The sequence below is a fragment of the Vibrio sp. Vb2880 genome, from assembly GCF_033337975.1.
In the GTDB taxonomy this organism is placed as follows: domain Bacteria; phylum Pseudomonadota; class Gammaproteobacteria; order Enterobacterales; family Vibrionaceae; genus Vibrio; species Vibrio alginolyticus.
In genome coordinates this window covers 204,123-219,904 of record NZ_JAWORT010000002.1, presented here as the reverse complement: position 1 = coordinate 219,904, position 15,782 = coordinate 204,123, and the positions used below count along the sequence as shown (strand labels likewise).

Genomic DNA, 15,782 nt, shown 5'->3' with positions numbered 1-15,782 from the left:
TATGTGTAAGAGGAGGTAAGGTGTGTACCTCCTCTATCGAATGAACCTTAGACAGAATTAATAGTATTGGAACATCTTTTGGATGTCTTGATAGTTTTTGGTCTGAGTCAGTGACAGCATCAGTAAGATACGTGCTTTTTGTGGGTTCAATGTACCAGCGGCAACAAAGCCGTATTTTTCGTCATCAATTTCAGCATCCAAAGTGGTTGAGCCGCTAGGCGTTCGGGAGCTTCTTACAACAACAACGCCATCTTTACTCGCTTTCTCTAGCTCATCAAACACAGTGTGGTACAAGTTACCATTACCGACACCAGCACTTACGATGCCGTCAAACTTCGCATCCACAAAGGCTTTCACTGGCAAATTGGAGGCATTTGCATAGTTATAAACAATACCGACCTTAGGCAACTTAGTAAGCTTTGATACATCGAATGGGGTTTCTGTCGTATGTTTACGCTCTGGGCTTCGTTGATATTTGGCATCGCTATTATGAATGTAGCCGATAGCACCAAAGTTGGGTGACTGGAAAGTGCTGACGGAGGTTGTATTGGTTTTTGTCACATCTCGCGCATCGAAAATCGTGTCATTCATTGCGACTAGCACGCCACGTCCTTCTGAATCTTCATCGGTGGCTGTTACGACTGCATTGTATAAGTTGACTGGTCCATCAGCACTCATTGCGGTGGAAGGACGCATTGCACCGACGATCACGACAGGCTTTTTGCTCTTGACGGTCAGATCAAGGAAGTAAGCGGTTTCCTCTAACGTATCCGTACCATGAGTAATGACGATGCCGTCAACATCATCTTGAGCGAGTAGCTCATTAACTCTTTTCGATAATTTTAGCCACACTTCATCATTCATATCTTGTGAACCGATACTGACCACTTGCTCTCCAGAAATATCGGCAATCTTGGTCATACTCGGCACCGCAGAAATCAATGATTCAACGCCGACTTTACCTGCTGTGTAGTTTGACTCTGTTGCAGATTGACCTGCGCCTGCTATGGTGCCGCCAGTGGCAAGAATTTTAATGTTCGGAAGATCGGATTGCGCAAAAGAGAACGAACTGATGCATAAACCGAGAGTTATCGTACTGAGGCGGAAAAGATTTTTCGTCATGGGAATCACCTGCTGTTAGGTTGGATGTTGGGGAACTCATCTATCCTAAAAACAGCGGGTTAGATTTTTTGAGTACTAGTTCAACAAATTGCAGATGAAGATCGTGATCAACTAATCACTTAAAGAATATCAAATCAACCAGTTAACCTAATTGACGTGCTTCTTTAACAAGTGAGATGTGCTAGTAACGTGCACAACGTGTTAAGCCCTATAATTTATTGATTTATAAATAAAGGCGGTAGGAGTCTCGTGATGAGGTTACTAAATATGAATTTAGCCGTGTAATTTTCCAAAGTTTACAGTGTAAAAAAAAGCGGCTTTACCCCGGAACAGATAAAAGCCGCTTGCCAATGATGTGTTAATTCACATCTTATCGCATAATCATTTGTTCACGACCAGGACCCACAGACACCATTTTTACTGGTACGCCCATGAGTTCCTCAATGCGTAGAACGTATTTCTGTGCTGCTACTGGAAGCTCTTCAAACTTACGACAACCTGTGATGTCCTCGCTCCAGCTTTCCATCTTCTCGTAGATTGGCGCAAGAGAGGCAGTTTGAGGCCAGATTGGGTTTTCGCTGTGGTCGCCTTCGTAGCCAACACAGATTTTCAGATCGTTAAGGCCAGTCAAACAGTCTACTTTCGTTAGTGCAATTTCAGTTGCGGCTTGCAGTTCAACGCCATTCTTCGTAGCGACTGCGTCGAAGTAGCCCATGTCGCGTGGACGACCCGTAGTTGCACCGAACTCGCCAGCAAGTTCGCGGAAAGCGTCTTGCTCTTCCATTGCAGTGATCAACGTACCAGTACCTACTGATGAGCTGAATGCTTTTGCAACCGCAATAACGCGTTCAGGACGAAGTGCCGGAAGGCCACTACCGATACCCGCGTACATTGATACAACGTTAGAAGATGTTGTCCAAGGGTACTCACCGTAAACAAGGTCACGACCCGCGCCAAGCTGCGCTTCGAACAATAGAGTTTTGTCTTTCGCTTGTAGTTCTTTTAGAGGAAGCGTTACGTTGCAAATTGAATCGCGCCAAGGTGCAGAGACTTCTAGCAGCCAGTTCGCCAGTTCTTCAGCGGTTTGTTCAAACTCGAACGTCGGGTAAAGCGCACGCAGTTGCGGCAGTTTCCAATCCATCATGAATTGAAGGCGTTCAACCAATACTTCTGGTTGCTTCAACCAACCAACAAGGATGCCTTTCTTCATTACGCGGTCACCGTAAGCAGGTGCAATACCTTGACGAGTTGAACCGTATGCTTTGTCGCCTAAACGTTGTTCTTCTAGCGTATCTTCTAGTGCGTGTAGAGGTAGACACAGTGTTGCGCGATCAGAGATGCACATATTCACTTTTACGCCCGCTTCTTCAACTTCCGCAATCTCCTGAGACAGCAACGCAGGGCTGATAACCATACCCGGACCTAACACTGCCAAACAGTCTGGGTTGAATACGCCACTTGGTAGCTGGTGCAGCTTAAACGTACCTAGATCGTTAACCACGGTGTGACCCGCGTTGTTACCACCTTGGAAACGAATGCTCGCAGAAGCTTGCTCTGCCAAAAAGTCAACGATGCGGCCTTTGCCTTCATCACCCCAGTTTGCACCCACAACAACGATAGACGACATAATTTAATCTCCAAAAACAGATGCAAAAATCTTAAGGTGTTCGCCATAATAAGAGAAATTAATTATACTCATTAACTTGATAAGAATCTCATATCGGAATTGGCAATGTTAGATTTGAACTGGCTGCGAACCTTCGTAACTCTTGCAGAGGTAAAACACTTTGGTAAAACAGCGACGGAACTGCACATGACGCAGCCGAACGTAAGTTTGCATATCAAGCAGTTGGAGCAAGCCACGCGCACGAAATTGATTGAGCGAAATCCTGTGCAGTTGACGCAAGCGGGGAAGCGTTTGTTAGCTACGGCGCAGCGGATGCTCAATGAGCTGCAAATTTGTCAGTCGGATCTCAATGCCATCAACGATCTTACGCAGGGGACGCTTTCTATTGCGGCGAGCGATATTGTTTCACGTTTACTGCTTATCAAACCATTTCAGCAATTCAAAAGTGAATATCCGGGGATCGACTTGGCATTATTCAACACCACATCTTCTCAAGCGGTGGATTTGGTGAAGAGTGCGCGTGCCGATATCGGCTTTGTTATCGCACAAAAAGAGAGTCAACCGCTGCATTTTACGCCTCTCACGCAAATTCACTGGTGTGCGTTTGGTGATAACATTTTTGAGTGGCAAGACAATCGAAAAGAGAGCCAGACGCTGATCCTGCTAGGGCACGATACTCGAACCCGAGAGCTGATTGATGCGTCTTTACCTGAGCTAAATCTGCCTAAGCATCGCGTGATGGAAGTGGGCAGTGTGGAAGCACAAATCGACTGGGCGGAAGCGGGGTTTGGGACTGCTATTGTGCCGGATTTTTCGCTCGATCCGAGATTAAAGCTTTCTCGAGAAGTTACGCCTTTGCCAAGTTTTCCAAACACTGATTTCGGCTACATCGTGCGTCAAAATCAGGTGTTATCCAAAGCGGCAAAACAGTTGTTGGCTTGGGTTGGCGAGAATGTGTCGGTGGTTGAGGGCTAAGGCGATGAAAGAAAAGGCCATGAAAGAGACGAAGATTACGATTTCGCTCCCATCCTTGATTCACCGTATTGGGGGCGACCATGCCAAGCGAGCGAAAACACTCGCAGCAGAAAAACAGTGCGATCTTAAGAGAATTAGACGATCTCGTCACTGGCAAATCTCAGGCGAGGCTTTGGATGTAAAAGCGTTTTTAGAGCATCTCAAAAACGAAGAAGCAGAGACGATGCGATTTGCGATCAACAAAATCGAACAAGCTCTACTTGCTCACCAAGACAAATTGGAACCTTTGGACGTGAAGTTGGTACGTTTGGTGAGACAAAACCCAAACATCACCTTAGCGGAGCTGATGGCTGAAACGAACTGCACATTAGTTCAAGCTCGCACGGCACGATTTGATGCTGAGTTGCTTTAAGATCGGTTTGTGGTTTACTCACTTTATTAACAGATGTTAGGGTACCGATCAAAATCACTCACTAAGACCATTTTATTATGGATATTTGGCAGCTTCTCCTTTTTATTCCTGCTTGCTTTGCTCTCAATATGGCTCCTGGCCCAAACAATTTATTGGCAATGAATAATGCGCGTTGTTACGGCTTTAGGGCCGCGTTTACGGCCAGTTTAGGCAGAATTGCTGCTTTTTCAGCGATGATTGCGTTGTCTGCATCAGGTCTGGCTGTGATTTTGTATACGTCAGAAATGCTATTTTTGGCAATAAAGTTGGTAGGGGCGTTGTATCTACTGTGGATTGCGTTCAACCTTTGGCGTTCAGAGTCCAGCCCGATCTCTGACTGGGACAATTCGCGCAATTACGCAGGACTTGCGAAGCAAGAATTTACGCTTGCTGCTGGCAACCCGAAAGCGATTCTTATTTTTACTGCATTCTTGCCGCAATTTGTTGATGCCAGTGCCAACGTTCAAGAGCAGTTTTTTGCCCTTGGCTCGACGTTTTTGATATTAGAAATGGTCGCCATTTCAATCTATGCCATCTTTGGTTTGTACTTGAGACACTGGTTTTCAAATCCCAAAATGGCGAAACGTTTCAATCGCGGATGTTCGTTGTTTTTAGCCGCATCAGGTGCGAATTTGCTACTAAGTAAGCAATAACAACACATCATCTCTGTAGATTATTTTTCTATAAAAAGCCGCTGATGTTACATCAGCGGCTCTTTTCGTTGATGCATCGATTATTTATTGTTACCACATCAAATCGTCAGGCACGACGAAATCTGCGTATGGGTCGTCTTCTGCTGGAATGTCCGATTCAGGTTCTTTTTGTTCGATGATGACGGACTCATCACGTAGAGCAATTTTATTCGCTACTCCACGTGGAATGACAACATAGCTTTCACCAACAATTGCGATTGCCAAAATACCTTTGATCAACTGCTCACGGATAAGTGAATCTACATAAAGTGATTTCACTAGCGTACCGTGAGTGAAGTTGTATTTGATGTCGCCATCTTTTAAGTCGATCTTGTTCATCTCAATCAATTGATTGATCTGCGCTTTGATCTCTTTGTTTAATCGCTCAGCATTTTGCTGCTCGCTCAATTGTTTATCACGCTCTAACTGTTGGCGTTTATTCTCTTCAACCGCCGCTTTTACTTCGCGTGCTTGAACGCGTGATTTTTTAGAGCCTTTCTTCGCTTTCTTTAGTTTTTTTTCATTAACTAAGCCAGCTTTCAGCATTTGTTCTTGAAGGGTAAGTTTTGCCATGTTTTATCCAGTTAGTGCGCAATTTTGGGCATTTTACCCACTATTGCCACTTGTAGTAAATAATAGTGCTTCCTATGGGTCTAAAATGTTTGGTTGGCTTGTTATCTCTTTAAGGAAAGTGCAAAGCGGGCCTTCTCCAAAGCCCGCGAGCGTTACTGAAATCTAGGTGGGTTATGGCTGCCACTGTTTAGATGTGACTAGGTTATCCATCACTTTGTTTACCGCTTGATGCGCTTTGTCGACAATAGTGTCTATATCGTTACGATTCGCGATAAGCGGTGGAGCAAAACCGAGGATGTCACCATGTGGCATGGCGCGAGCGATTAAGCCTTGCTCTAAACAGGCCGCCGCGATTTGCGGGCCTACTTTCAAGTTTGGATCAAAGTGTGCTCGGCAAAGCTTGTCTGAAGAAAACTCCAACGCATGCAACAAGCCAACGCCACGAGTATCACCGACTAATGGATGATCGTTAAACATCTCTGCCATACGTTGCTGCAAGTAAGCGCCGACTTCGGCCGCGTTTTGCACTAAGCCTTCACGTTCAATGATATCGAGGTTGCAGTTCGCAGCTGCCGCTCCCATTGGGTGACCAGAGTAGGTATAACCGTGTCCGATAGCGCCCCATTGGTCGGTGCCGTTTTCTAGCACACTCCAAACTCGTTCACCGACGATCACGCCAGACAGCGGTTGATACGCTGAGGTTAACCCTTTCGCTACCGTGATGAGATCTGGTTTCATGTCGTAGTGGAGTGAGCCAAAATCGGAGCCGAGGCGACCAAAGCCACACACCACTTCATCCGCAATCAAGAGTACATCGTATTTGTCGAGTACTTTGCGAATCGCCTGCCAGTACCCTGCTGGTGGTGGCACAATACCGCCAGTACCGAGCACTGGTTCTGCAATCATTGCTGCTACCGTTTCTGGGCCTTCTTCCAAGATCATCGCTTCGAGTTGATCTGCGCAATATTGAGAGAATTCGAGCTCAGACATACTCTCGTCTTCACGGCGATAATAATATGGCGCGATGGTGTGTTTGATGCGCTCAAGTGGTAAATCAAAATGGGCGTGGAACAGCGGCAAACCTGTCATTGAACCGGACGCGATACTTGAACCATGGTAGCCGCGGTTACGCGAAATGATTTTTTTCTTCTCTGGTAGACCACGAGCATTGTTGTAATACCACACCAACTTAAGTTGAGTTTCGTTCGCGTCGCTGCCTGACATGCCGTAGTAAACTTTGCTCATGCCTTCAGGCGCCATTTTGATGATGCGATCTGACAGTGTCACGAGCGCTTCGTTCGTATGACCGACGTAAGTGTGGTAGTACGCCAGTTCTTTGGCTTGCTCATAAATCGCATCGGCCATTTCGGTCCTGCCATAGCCAATGTTTACACAATACAACCCGGCAAAGCCGTCTATCAGCTCGATGCCTTCTGAATCGGTGATGCGTATTCCGCTTCCGCTCGAGATAATTCTTCCCGAAAGCTCCCCGGCCGCATACTGCTTCAGGTGGGTTGAGGCATGAAATACTCTCTGACGATCGATCTCTAAAAGTTGTTGGGTTTTGTTACTCATGATCCTTCTCCTCGAATAATTGGATATCCATATTTCGTGCCTCAACTGCCACTGACGGTTGGTATAGCGCCTAAGCAGCAGTATTTGATTTCGCTGTATTCTTCAAATCCGTGACGGCTTCCTTCTCGTCCAAGACCAGACTGTTTCACGCCGCCGAATGGGATAGGGTGCCCTGTCATTTTGACGGAGTTCACGCTCACCATGCCAAACTCCAAACCGCGCATGCAGTGCCAAATTTGGTGAATATCGTGACCATAAACATAGGCAGCTAAGCCGTACTCAGTGTCGTTGCTCATTTCAATCACGGTATCTAAGTCTTGGTAAGGCAATACGCCTGCCACAGGACAAAAATTCTCTTCGCGATACACCGCCATTTCAGGGGTTACATCGGCTAGCAATGTCGGCGCGAAGAAGTTTTCGCCTGGTACGGGCTGGTGGTATCCCGCTACCAATCGCGCGCCTTTGTCGAGCGAGTCACGCACCAAATCATGCGCTTTATCCACCGCAGTGCGATTAATAAGTGGTCCCATGGTGGTTTTTTCGTCTAAGCCATTGCCCAAAACGATGTGGCTCATTTCTTTGGCAAACGCTTCCAAAAACGCTTCGTACTTATCGTCAGGGACGAAAATACGGTTTGCGGCCAAGCAGTCTTGTCCTGCGGTTTGAAACTTCGCATCCACGGCGGCTTTGGCTGCTTGCTCGACATCCATATCTGGCAGCACGATGAAAGGGGCGTTACCACCGAGCTCCATACTGCACTTCTTCACGGTTTGTGCCGCGTCGCGTAGCAATAGTTTGCCCACTCGAGTTGAGCCTGTGAACGAGAGTGCTTTGACTTTATCGGAGTGACACAAGGTTTGTGACACCATCACCGCATCGCCAGTGATCACGTTAAATACACCAGATGGAAAGCCAGCTCGGTCTGCTAATTCTGCCAACGCTAACGCAGAAAAAGGCGTTTCACTGGCAGGCTTAATGAGCACCGGACAGCCTATTGCTAGTGCGGCAGCGGCTTTGCGTGTGATCATGGCATTAGGAAAGTTCCATGGCGTAATCAGTGCTGCGACACCAATTGGCTCGCGCACCGTTGATAGCTGCGCATTCGGAATATGACTTGGGATGGTTTCGCCATAACAGCGGCGTGCTTCTTCGGCAAACCAACGAACAAAGGATGCGCCGTAGTCAATCTCACCTACAGCATCACCTAGTGTTTTTCCTTGCTCCATCACCATCAAATGAGCAAGGTCTTGCTTTGATTCTAGAATCAGGTCGTGCCAACGCATGAGAATTTCAGCGCGCTCTTCTGCTTGCATTTTTCGCCATTGACGAAAGGCTTGGTCGGCTTCATCAATCGCTTGATAGAGTTGTTGCTGAGATAGCTTAGTGATGTAACCGATGACCGTGCCATCTGCTGGATTATCCACCGGATGAAATTGATCACCACTTACCCATTTGCCATTCACGTACGCTAAACCTCTCACCAAACGTACGTCTTTCATTATCGCCATCATGTCGTGTGAGGCTTTTAATTCTTCAGCGTGTAAGCTGTGCAGTGCTGCCATGAGTCCTTCTCCCAGCATCGTTGTCCATAATGAAACTGTAATGGAGAAGTGACCGAAATAATTTCTGATACCGAGGTTTAAAACGTCAGAACTTTCTTTTTAGTGCCGTAAAATATGGTGTTTTTTCTGTTCACGCCTGATACGCATTTTTCCTTTTATAACAAAGCGTTTTGGTTTACTTCGAATGTGCCCGCATCACGTTTGATTGTTTTTGTCACAATGTAAGTAAAGTAGCGCTCAATGCCCACATCTGAGTCTAACCAGTTGTCGATAAGCCGCTGATATTGGTCGATATCTTCTGACTGAATTTTAAGGATGTAATCGACACCACCGCCCGTGGCATAGCAATCAGTGACTTCTGGTGAATGTTGAACCAGTTGCTCGAAGCGTTTGAACGCTTGGGCGTTGTGTTCTTTGAGCGTAACTTCAACCATAACTGACGTTCGTTTGAACAAAATATCGGTATTTACTTTTGCTCCGTAACCTTCAATGATGCCTGCTTCTTCCAGTTTTTTGACGCGCTCCCAGCAAGGGCTCACGGATAGGTTGATGGCCTCGGCAAGGTGAGATTTGGTGATACGACCATTATCATGAAGTATTTGTAGAATTTTTACGTCGTAGCGATCGAGGCGCATTATGAGTCTCCCTGTTGAATACTAATCATTTCATAAAGGCTGATGACTGGTCGCTGTTATAAGGTGCTTTCCAGTTTGCTTCTGGTATGCCATTTGTTTTGATTTCTTTAGTTGGCTTTTCAATCAGCCTATCTCGCCGCAGTCTTCGGCTATAACTGCGATAGTGTCACCGATATTCACCATAGCAGGAAAACGACGTGCCGCGAAAATACCATTGCGCTGTGACTTGTACTCAACGGGGGCGGTACCTGTGCGCTCGGTCGAGAAGATTCTCACTAATACATCGCCCTTTTTGACGGTATCGCCAAGATCAAATAAGTATTCTGTGATGCCGTGGTGCTGGCTTTGCACATAACAACTTGCATCAGGCATATCTAATAACTTAGTTGGTTGGGTTGGTTGTTCGTAGTCACCGGGCAAGTTGCCTGAGAAGCGTAAGAAGTTGCGAATGCCACGGTCGGAATAAGCGATGGTTTCTGGAGTGCTGGTTCCGCCTCCTCTTAGTTCGGTGGTAACAAAGATTTTTCCCTGAGACTCCACGGCAGTGTCATACAGGCTGGTGGCGTCCATTTCGAGCAAGATCATGGTGTAAGGTGCGCCAAACAGTTTTGCACCTAATATGCAGGCTTCTTCTTGATCGAGATTGTCGAGACGATGGGCAGCGGCGAACGGCACGATATCTAACGTTTTACCACCTGAGTGAATGTCTAACGCAAAATCGCACTTAGGAACTAGGTAACGAGTAAAATAATCCGCAATTTTCTCGGTCACTGTGCCTATGGGGTTGCCGGGAAAGCTGCGATTTAAATTCCCTTTATCGATAAACGACGTACGTGAGGCATTTTGTACCGCAGGTAAGTTCATCATGGGTACAATAATGACACGACCTTGGATTTGATCTGCCTGAAGCGAGTTCGTCAATTTTAGCAGGCTGGTGATGCCTTCGTATTCGTCTCCGTGATTACCGCCAGTAAGCAGTGCGGTTGGTCCGTGACCATTTTTGATCACGGTGATAGGTATCATAATACTGCCCCAAGCGGAGTCGTCATGTGAATAGGGCAGCGTTAAAAAGCCGTGCTGTACACCTTCTCGGTCAAAGTCTATGGTGGCTGTGATCGAGCTTTTTTGCATATCAAGTCCTTTTAGTTCTCAGACCTGGCTCAACAGAGCTTAAGGTTTGAAAAATTAGTGTTTAACAAATAAGTGGCGTGGAAAGTCACACAATGTTTTTGCTCCATCATGGGTAATGACGATACTTTCCGTTGTTTCTAACCCCCAATCTTTGAACCACAGCCCCGGCATAAAATGGAATGTCATGCCTTCTCTCAAGATGGTTTTATCGGTGTCTCGCAAACTCATGGTTCGTTCCCCCCAATCTGGCGGGTAGCTCAAACCTATTGGATAGCCACAACGGGCACCTTCGCGTGAGAATCCCGCTTTATCGAGAACCTGGTTTAGTGCATTGGCGATGTCGGCGCAGGTATTTCCGGGCTTTGCCACTTTTAGGCCTGCTTCAAGTCCTAAAGTTAGGGCTTCGTCGGCTCGTTTGAACTTGTCGTCAGGCTCGCCAAGAAAAATAGTGCGTGAGAGTGGACAATGGTAACGGCGGTGCGCCCCTGCAATTTCAAAAAACGTCCCTTCGCCTTTCTTGAAGGGTCTGTCATCCCAAGTCAGGTGAGGTGCGGAAGCATCAGAACCTGATGGCAAAAGCGGCACAATCGCGGTGTAATCGCCAAAGTGGTCTTCATGCCCGAGCACGGCTTGGCGGTTAATCTCGGCAACAAGGTGGTGTTTCGGTAATCCTGGTTCAATCATGTCGAACGCGACGCGGTGCATATTTTCAACAATGCGAGCGGCACGGTACATGTATGCCAGTTCTTGATCGGATTTAACGGCGCGGCACCAGTTGACTAGTCCGGTTGCATCGAGAAGTTGAGCATTCGGTAGGTGCGTAGTGAGTGATTCGTAAGCGGTGGCGCTAAAGTAATAGTTATCTTTTTCTACGCCGATGCGACCACGATCCCAAAGGCGCGGAGCCAGTACGGCTTCGACCAGGAAATCCATCGGGTGTAACGGCGGGTTCATTACATAATGGTCTGGATAGTAGGTAATGTTTTCTGCCGACATATACGCAGTCCTGTATGCTCCGTTGGCATCTTGGCAGCGTCCAAACCAAACAGGTTCATCAGATGGACCAACAACGACACATTGTGGCACGTAAAAAGACCACCCATCATAGCCTGTCAGCCACGCCATGTTAGAAGGGTCATGAATGATAAGGACATCCAATTCTCTTTCTTCCATCGATTGCCGAACTTTCGTTAACCGATCCTGGAACTCATCCAGTGTAAAATGCAAAGCAACGCCTCTCATATTTTCTCCTTGTTAGAAATCCGACGCCTTATGGGCCTTCGGAGACGCTGAGGTATTTCTACCTTCTACCAGCTAGCCAGATCTGCGTTAAAAATGATTGCAATTTACCTCTGGGGTTGTATTTGGATTAAACGATGCTGTTTAACATGTTTGTTTAACCCATACATTTCATGTCAATCATTACAATTGTGGTTTATTTTTGTGCATTTCACCTCGTTTTGTGAGTTAAAGTTCGCCATTTGTTAAATGGAAGTTACAATGAGCGTTAAAAATGAATCAACTAAAATATTGTGTCATGACAATTTCTTTGAACCCGATCATTCGGCCAGGCACCGCTAAGTACATCTCCATTGGCAACTATCTTGTCGAATGTGTCCGCAGTGGTTATCTAAAACCGGGGACTCGATTACCCACACATCGTGAGTTTGCAGAGCAAATTGGCGTCAGCGTACAAACGGTGAGCCATGCATATGGTTATGCAGAGAAAAAAGGGGCGATCGAGTCTTGGGTTGGGAATGGTACTTTTGTCAAATCAGGTTTTGTGGATGAAAGTACGGACACGGAGTTCATGCTGACACAAGAGATGAAAGAAACGCCGGATGAAATTGATATGTCGATTGCACATCCAGTGGTGACCGATCGCCACATTACGCTTTTTAATCAGGCGTTAATGGAGATTGCTGGGCAAACAAACAATCGTGGTTTGATCAGTAAAGCAAAGCCGGTAACAGGTCAGCCTCATCATATTGAGTCAGGAGCACGATTTCTAAGTAGCCAAGGGCTGGATGTGGGTGCCGATCAAATATTACTCACAAATGGTGCATGCCATGGTTTAACGTTGGCTTTAAGCACAGTTGTTGAACACGGTGATTTAGTTGCTTGTGGTCACTTGGTTGATCATGGCTTGATCTCTCGCTCGAGAATGCTTGGATTTAAGTTGCAACCACTTGAAATGGATGAGTTTGGTATAACGCCGGATGCATTTGAATGGGCATGTAAACACAAACCAATCAAGGTATTGTGTTGCACACCGAGCATGGCTAACCCGACTAGTGCGCATATGGATGTTGAACGCCGAGAGGCGATAGCGAATATTGCGCAGAAATACGACATCTATGTCATTGAAGATGACGTGTATGGAGCACTAGAACCTAACCGTGTCCCACCCCTTGCCACATTGTTACCCGAACAAGCTTTCTATGTCACCAGTTTAACCAAAGTTGTAGCGCCAGGCATGCGCACTGGCTATCTGACGGTCCCACGTCATTTTTTGCAGCACGCGATTGGTCGTTTAGCGGCAACGAGTTGGTCCGCGACTCCATTACCATTTGAAGTCGCTCATTTGTGGATCGAGAACGGTACGTTAAATCGACTTATTCGCTTTCAAGTCAATGAGTTTGCTAAGCGACAGCGAATAGCAAAAGCCGCTTTAGAAGGGCATGTTTATAGCTCGCACCCGAATGGACAGCACATTTGGTTGAGACTACCCGAGCAGTGGAATAGCGATGACCTGGTTGCTTCGGCAAAGCGTTCAGGGGTGCAGATCACGGGATATAAACCGTTTGTTCTCGATACTAATCAACCAATGCCTTACGTGCGAATCAGCTTGGGAGCAGAAACAAACCGAGGCTACATCAAACACGGGTTATCTGTGATTGCTGAAATTCTCGATACCAACCCTCCCACCTCACACTTTTTGGTTTGAACGATAGGTTATTTATGCTTTTAACTGATGGGCTTAAACGTTTGTAACTGAGTTTTTTCTTGTCGCCATTGCCTTGGCGATTTTCCCGTCCAGCGACGAAAGTGGCGGCTGAAGACCGCAGTTTCTGCATAGCCCAGTTGCAACGCGATATCGGTAATACTCTGAATATTCTCACTTAAACGCTGCTCGGCGAAATCCTGACGCACTTGCTGCAATAGCTGTCGATAACTCGTGCCCTGCTGCTTTAGCTTGCTTTGCAGCATTCTCGGGTGTAAATCCAATGCTCTGGCGACACGCTCCACGCTGCATTCTCCAGTCGATAGCAAACGACCAATCATGTTTGCCGCTTGGTCACTGAGATTGTTTGGGTAACGGGTTTGCAGCTCTTTGAGGTGCTGTTGAAAATGGCGCTCTAGTGCGTCTTCATCTTGGTGGTTCTTAGCGTTAAGCAGAGTCGCTTTAAGTAGGATACCGTCAAACTTATCACCGAAACGCAGTTTGTTCTGCTGGGCAAACTTGCTTTTTTCTACTTCCAATGTTGCGTGTTGAGTCAAATGTAGCGCGAAGTGACTTGCTTCAATATCAAGCAGACTGGCAATAAACATCGCCAGATGCGACACACTGAGCTGCATCAACTGCGCGATACCTCGTTCGCTGTGCACATCAATATTGAGCGACAACCGTACCCAATCATCTTGTGGCGTCATGTTGAGAGTGACCCCTGACGAATGCAGATAGAGAAAATCATTCACCCGCGCCAAAGCTTCACCGACCGTTTGCGCCCGGGAAACCAGCATTGGCAAGTCTCCCAAGCTCTGTAGGTTTTGACGCTCGGCGAGCAACACGCCAAACAGCGGTTGCTGACAACGAGCAGCCGCTTCCTCCAGCAATTCAGCCAACCTTGGATAAGCGAGATAGGTATCGGGATCGCGAAATTGCGCCGCAGACAGCCCGGCGGCAGCCATGATCTCAACCGGATTCTGCCCTAGTTCGGAAACCAAGCTATCAAATTTATCGGCGGCGCCACTTCGTACGATATACATGTCTCGATTTTTAAATGTTAATAAGTTGTAAATCGCAATATATCAAATTTACTTCGCAAAAAGTCAAGTGAGTGCCAGTGAGTTGATCTAAGTTACATTTTGATAACAACAACGCATGGATGAGAAGCAGTATGGAACTTATCAATAAAACGGCCATTGTGACTGGGGCGGCTGGTGGAATTGGCCAAGCCATCATTGCAAAGCTGAGAGAGCAAGGAGCCAAAGTGCTTGCTGTCGATATTTCAGAACAATCACTGCAAATGTACACAAGTTTTGACTCAAAGCAGTTGGGAACCTTTGTCGCGGACGTCTCCGATTACCAACAAGTTGAAGCTATGGTGAAGTGCGCGGTCGAACAGTTTGGCTCGCTTGACATCATGGTCAACAACGCAGGCATTGGCGCGCCGAAACCTCTGCTTGACCACGACCCAATTGCCGATTTTGAGCCGATCTCAAAGGTCAACCAAAATGGTGTCTACTACGGCATTCTCGCCGCTGGGCGACAATTCCAAGCACAAGGCACACCGGGCGTAATTCTTAATACATCGTCGGTTTACGCACAAATGGCGTCTGAGATGACTTTTACCTACAACGTCAGCAAAGCAGCGGTCGACATGATGACCAAATGCGCTGCATTAGAACTGGCACCATTGGGTATTCGTGTTTGCGCCGTCGCTCCGGGACGAGTTGATACTCCGATGTTAAGGCAATACGAAGAGATTGGCCTATGGAACCACATCCGCAAAGAACAGATGCGTCAAAACTTCACACAACCAGAAGAGATTGCTGATGTGGTGGCGTTTCTGGTCAGCGAGAAAGCCAACTGTATCAACGGTTGTACCATCAGCGCATCTGACGGTTTCGAGAATTTTAAGTACCCACTCATGGGATAGGCGAGCACGCCCCATTACAGCAATAGCGAGGATGTAAGTTATGTCATTACCAGAAGTTATTCAGCATCAAGATTTCCTATTAACTCTTAATACTAATGAAGAGTCGATCATCGAAGACGCGTTACCGGGTGTGGATGTTTACCCGTTGTTTCTTGATCCAGAAAACGGGACTTGGGTGGTTCGCGCCAAATTCAAACCGGGTATCACTCTGCCTAAGCACTACCACACTGGTGTGGTGCATTTCTATACCCTGAGTGGCGCTTGGCACTACATCGAGTATCCAGACCAAGTCCAAACCGCTGGCAGCTACTTATATGAACCAGGTGGTTCGATTCATACCTTCCACTGCCCTGAAAGCTCAGGCGGTGCCGACGGTTTTATGGTGATCACTGGTGCAAACATTAACTTTGACGAAGAAGGTAACTTCATCAATATCATGGATGCGGGTTGGATTGAGCAGGTTGTTATTGCAACAGCGAAAGCACAAGGCTTCACCGCGCGCTACATCAAACCGGGTGCGATTGCTGGCCTGAGTGATGATCTTGCGGAGTAACCC

The 15,782-nt window shown here is 46.9% G+C and carries 15 protein-coding genes; 6 read left to right on the top strand and 9 right to left on the bottom strand.

The features are described from left to right. Positions 1 to 57: 57 nt before the first annotated feature. Together ansB and R7M92_RS02900 are read right to left on the bottom strand one after the other, a co-directional pair. A complete protein-coding gene (gene ansB, locus R7M92_RS02905) occupies positions 58 to 1,122 on the bottom strand; it encodes an L-asparaginase 2 (protein WP_104976260.1) in 1,065 nt (354 codons plus the stop codon). 370 nt (positions 1,123 to 1,492) lie between these two features. Further along, positions 1,493 to 2,749, bottom strand: a complete 1,257-nt coding sequence (locus R7M92_RS02900; RefSeq protein WP_005373814.1) for an adenylosuccinate synthase — start codon at positions 2,747 to 2,749, stop codon at positions 1,493 to 1,495. A gap of 105 nt (positions 2,750 to 2,854) precedes the next feature. Here R7M92_RS02900 and R7M92_RS02895 point away from each other — a divergent pair, with 105 nt between their 5' ends. The 3 genes from R7M92_RS02895 (at position 2,855) to R7M92_RS02885 (ending at position 4,828) form a co-directional block, all read left to right on the top strand. Beyond that, the gene (locus tag R7M92_RS02895; protein WP_005373812.1) at positions 2,855 to 3,724 is read left to right on the top strand and encodes a LysR family transcriptional regulator; all 870 of its coding nucleotides are present in this window, start codon (positions 2,855 to 2,857) and stop codon (positions 3,722 to 3,724) included. Between the two features lie 19 nt (positions 3,725 to 3,743). Next, on the top strand, positions 3,744 to 4,136 hold the full coding sequence (locus tag R7M92_RS02890; protein ID WP_033906324.1) for a ribosome recycling factor family protein: 393 nt from the start codon (positions 3,744 to 3,746) through the stop codon (positions 4,134 to 4,136). A 77-nt stretch (positions 4,137 to 4,213) separates the two neighbouring features. Then, the gene (locus R7M92_RS02885; protein ID WP_213962704.1) at positions 4,214 to 4,828 is read left to right on the top strand and encodes a LysE family translocator; all 615 of its coding nucleotides are present in this window, start codon (positions 4,214 to 4,216) and stop codon (positions 4,826 to 4,828) included. A gap of 90 nt (positions 4,829 to 4,918) precedes the next feature. Here R7M92_RS02885 and R7M92_RS02880 read toward each other — a convergent pair whose 3' ends face one another. From R7M92_RS02880 to doeA, 6 genes are all read right to left on the bottom strand, one after another. Next, positions 4,919 to 5,440 (bottom strand): DUF2058 domain-containing protein, encoded by a 522-nt coding sequence (locus R7M92_RS02880; protein ID WP_213962703.1) that lies wholly within the window; start codon positions 5,438 to 5,440, stop codon positions 4,919 to 4,921. Between the two features lie 171 nt (positions 5,441 to 5,611). Further along, the gene (locus R7M92_RS02875; RefSeq protein ID WP_213962702.1) at positions 5,612 to 7,015 is read right to left on the bottom strand and encodes an aspartate aminotransferase family protein; all 1,404 of its coding nucleotides are present in this window, start codon (positions 7,013 to 7,015) and stop codon (positions 5,612 to 5,614) included. 41 nt (positions 7,016 to 7,056) lie between these two features. Next, complete coding sequence (locus R7M92_RS02870; protein WP_213962701.1) at positions 7,057 to 8,577, bottom strand: NAD-dependent succinate-semialdehyde dehydrogenase; 1,521 nt, start codon at positions 8,575 to 8,577, stop codon at positions 7,057 to 7,059. Between the two features lie 155 nt (positions 8,578 to 8,732). Then, positions 8,733 to 9,212 carry an Lrp/AsnC family transcriptional regulator gene (locus R7M92_RS02865; RefSeq protein WP_005373784.1) on the bottom strand — a complete coding sequence of 160 codons (480 nt, stop codon included), beginning with the start codon at positions 9,210 to 9,212 and terminating at the stop codon, positions 8,733 to 8,735. A 123-nt stretch (positions 9,213 to 9,335) separates the two neighbouring features. Continuing rightward, entirely contained in the window at positions 9,336 to 10,343 is a 1,008-nt protein-coding gene (doeB, locus tag R7M92_RS02860; protein ID WP_005373782.1) for a N(2)-acetyl-L-2,4-diaminobutanoate deacetylase DoeB, read from the bottom strand. Positions 10,344 to 10,397: 54 nt separating this feature from the next. Further along, positions 10,398 to 11,585, bottom strand: coding sequence for an ectoine hydrolase DoeA (doeA, locus tag R7M92_RS02855; RefSeq protein WP_005373780.1), 1,188 nt, complete (start codon positions 11,583 to 11,585; stop codon positions 10,398 to 10,400). Positions 11,586 to 11,856: 271 nt separating this feature from the next. Here doeA and R7M92_RS02850 point away from each other — a divergent pair, with 271 nt between their 5' ends. Continuing rightward, positions 11,857 to 13,290 (top strand): PLP-dependent aminotransferase family protein, encoded by a 1,434-nt coding sequence (locus R7M92_RS02850; protein ID WP_137282804.1) that lies wholly within the window; start codon positions 11,857 to 11,859, stop codon positions 13,288 to 13,290. A 20-nt stretch (positions 13,291 to 13,310) separates the two neighbouring features. Here the strand turns inward: R7M92_RS02850 and R7M92_RS02845 are convergent, their stop codons facing one another. After that, complete coding sequence (locus R7M92_RS02845; protein WP_154204212.1) at positions 13,311 to 14,333, bottom strand: helix-turn-helix transcriptional regulator; 1,023 nt, start codon at positions 14,331 to 14,333, stop codon at positions 13,311 to 13,313. A 131-nt stretch (positions 14,334 to 14,464) separates the two neighbouring features. Between R7M92_RS02845 and R7M92_RS02840 the strand changes: the two genes are divergently transcribed. Further along, on the top strand, positions 14,465 to 15,226 hold the full coding sequence (locus R7M92_RS02840; protein ID WP_053313809.1) for an SDR family NAD(P)-dependent oxidoreductase: 762 nt from the start codon (positions 14,465 to 14,467) through the stop codon (positions 15,224 to 15,226). Positions 15,227 to 15,266: 40 nt separating this feature from the next. Beyond that, positions 15,267 to 15,779, top strand: coding sequence for a 2,4'-dihydroxyacetophenone dioxygenase family protein (locus R7M92_RS02835; RefSeq protein ID WP_318132658.1), 513 nt, complete (start codon positions 15,267 to 15,269; stop codon positions 15,777 to 15,779). Positions 15,780 to 15,782: the final 3 nt, after the last annotated feature.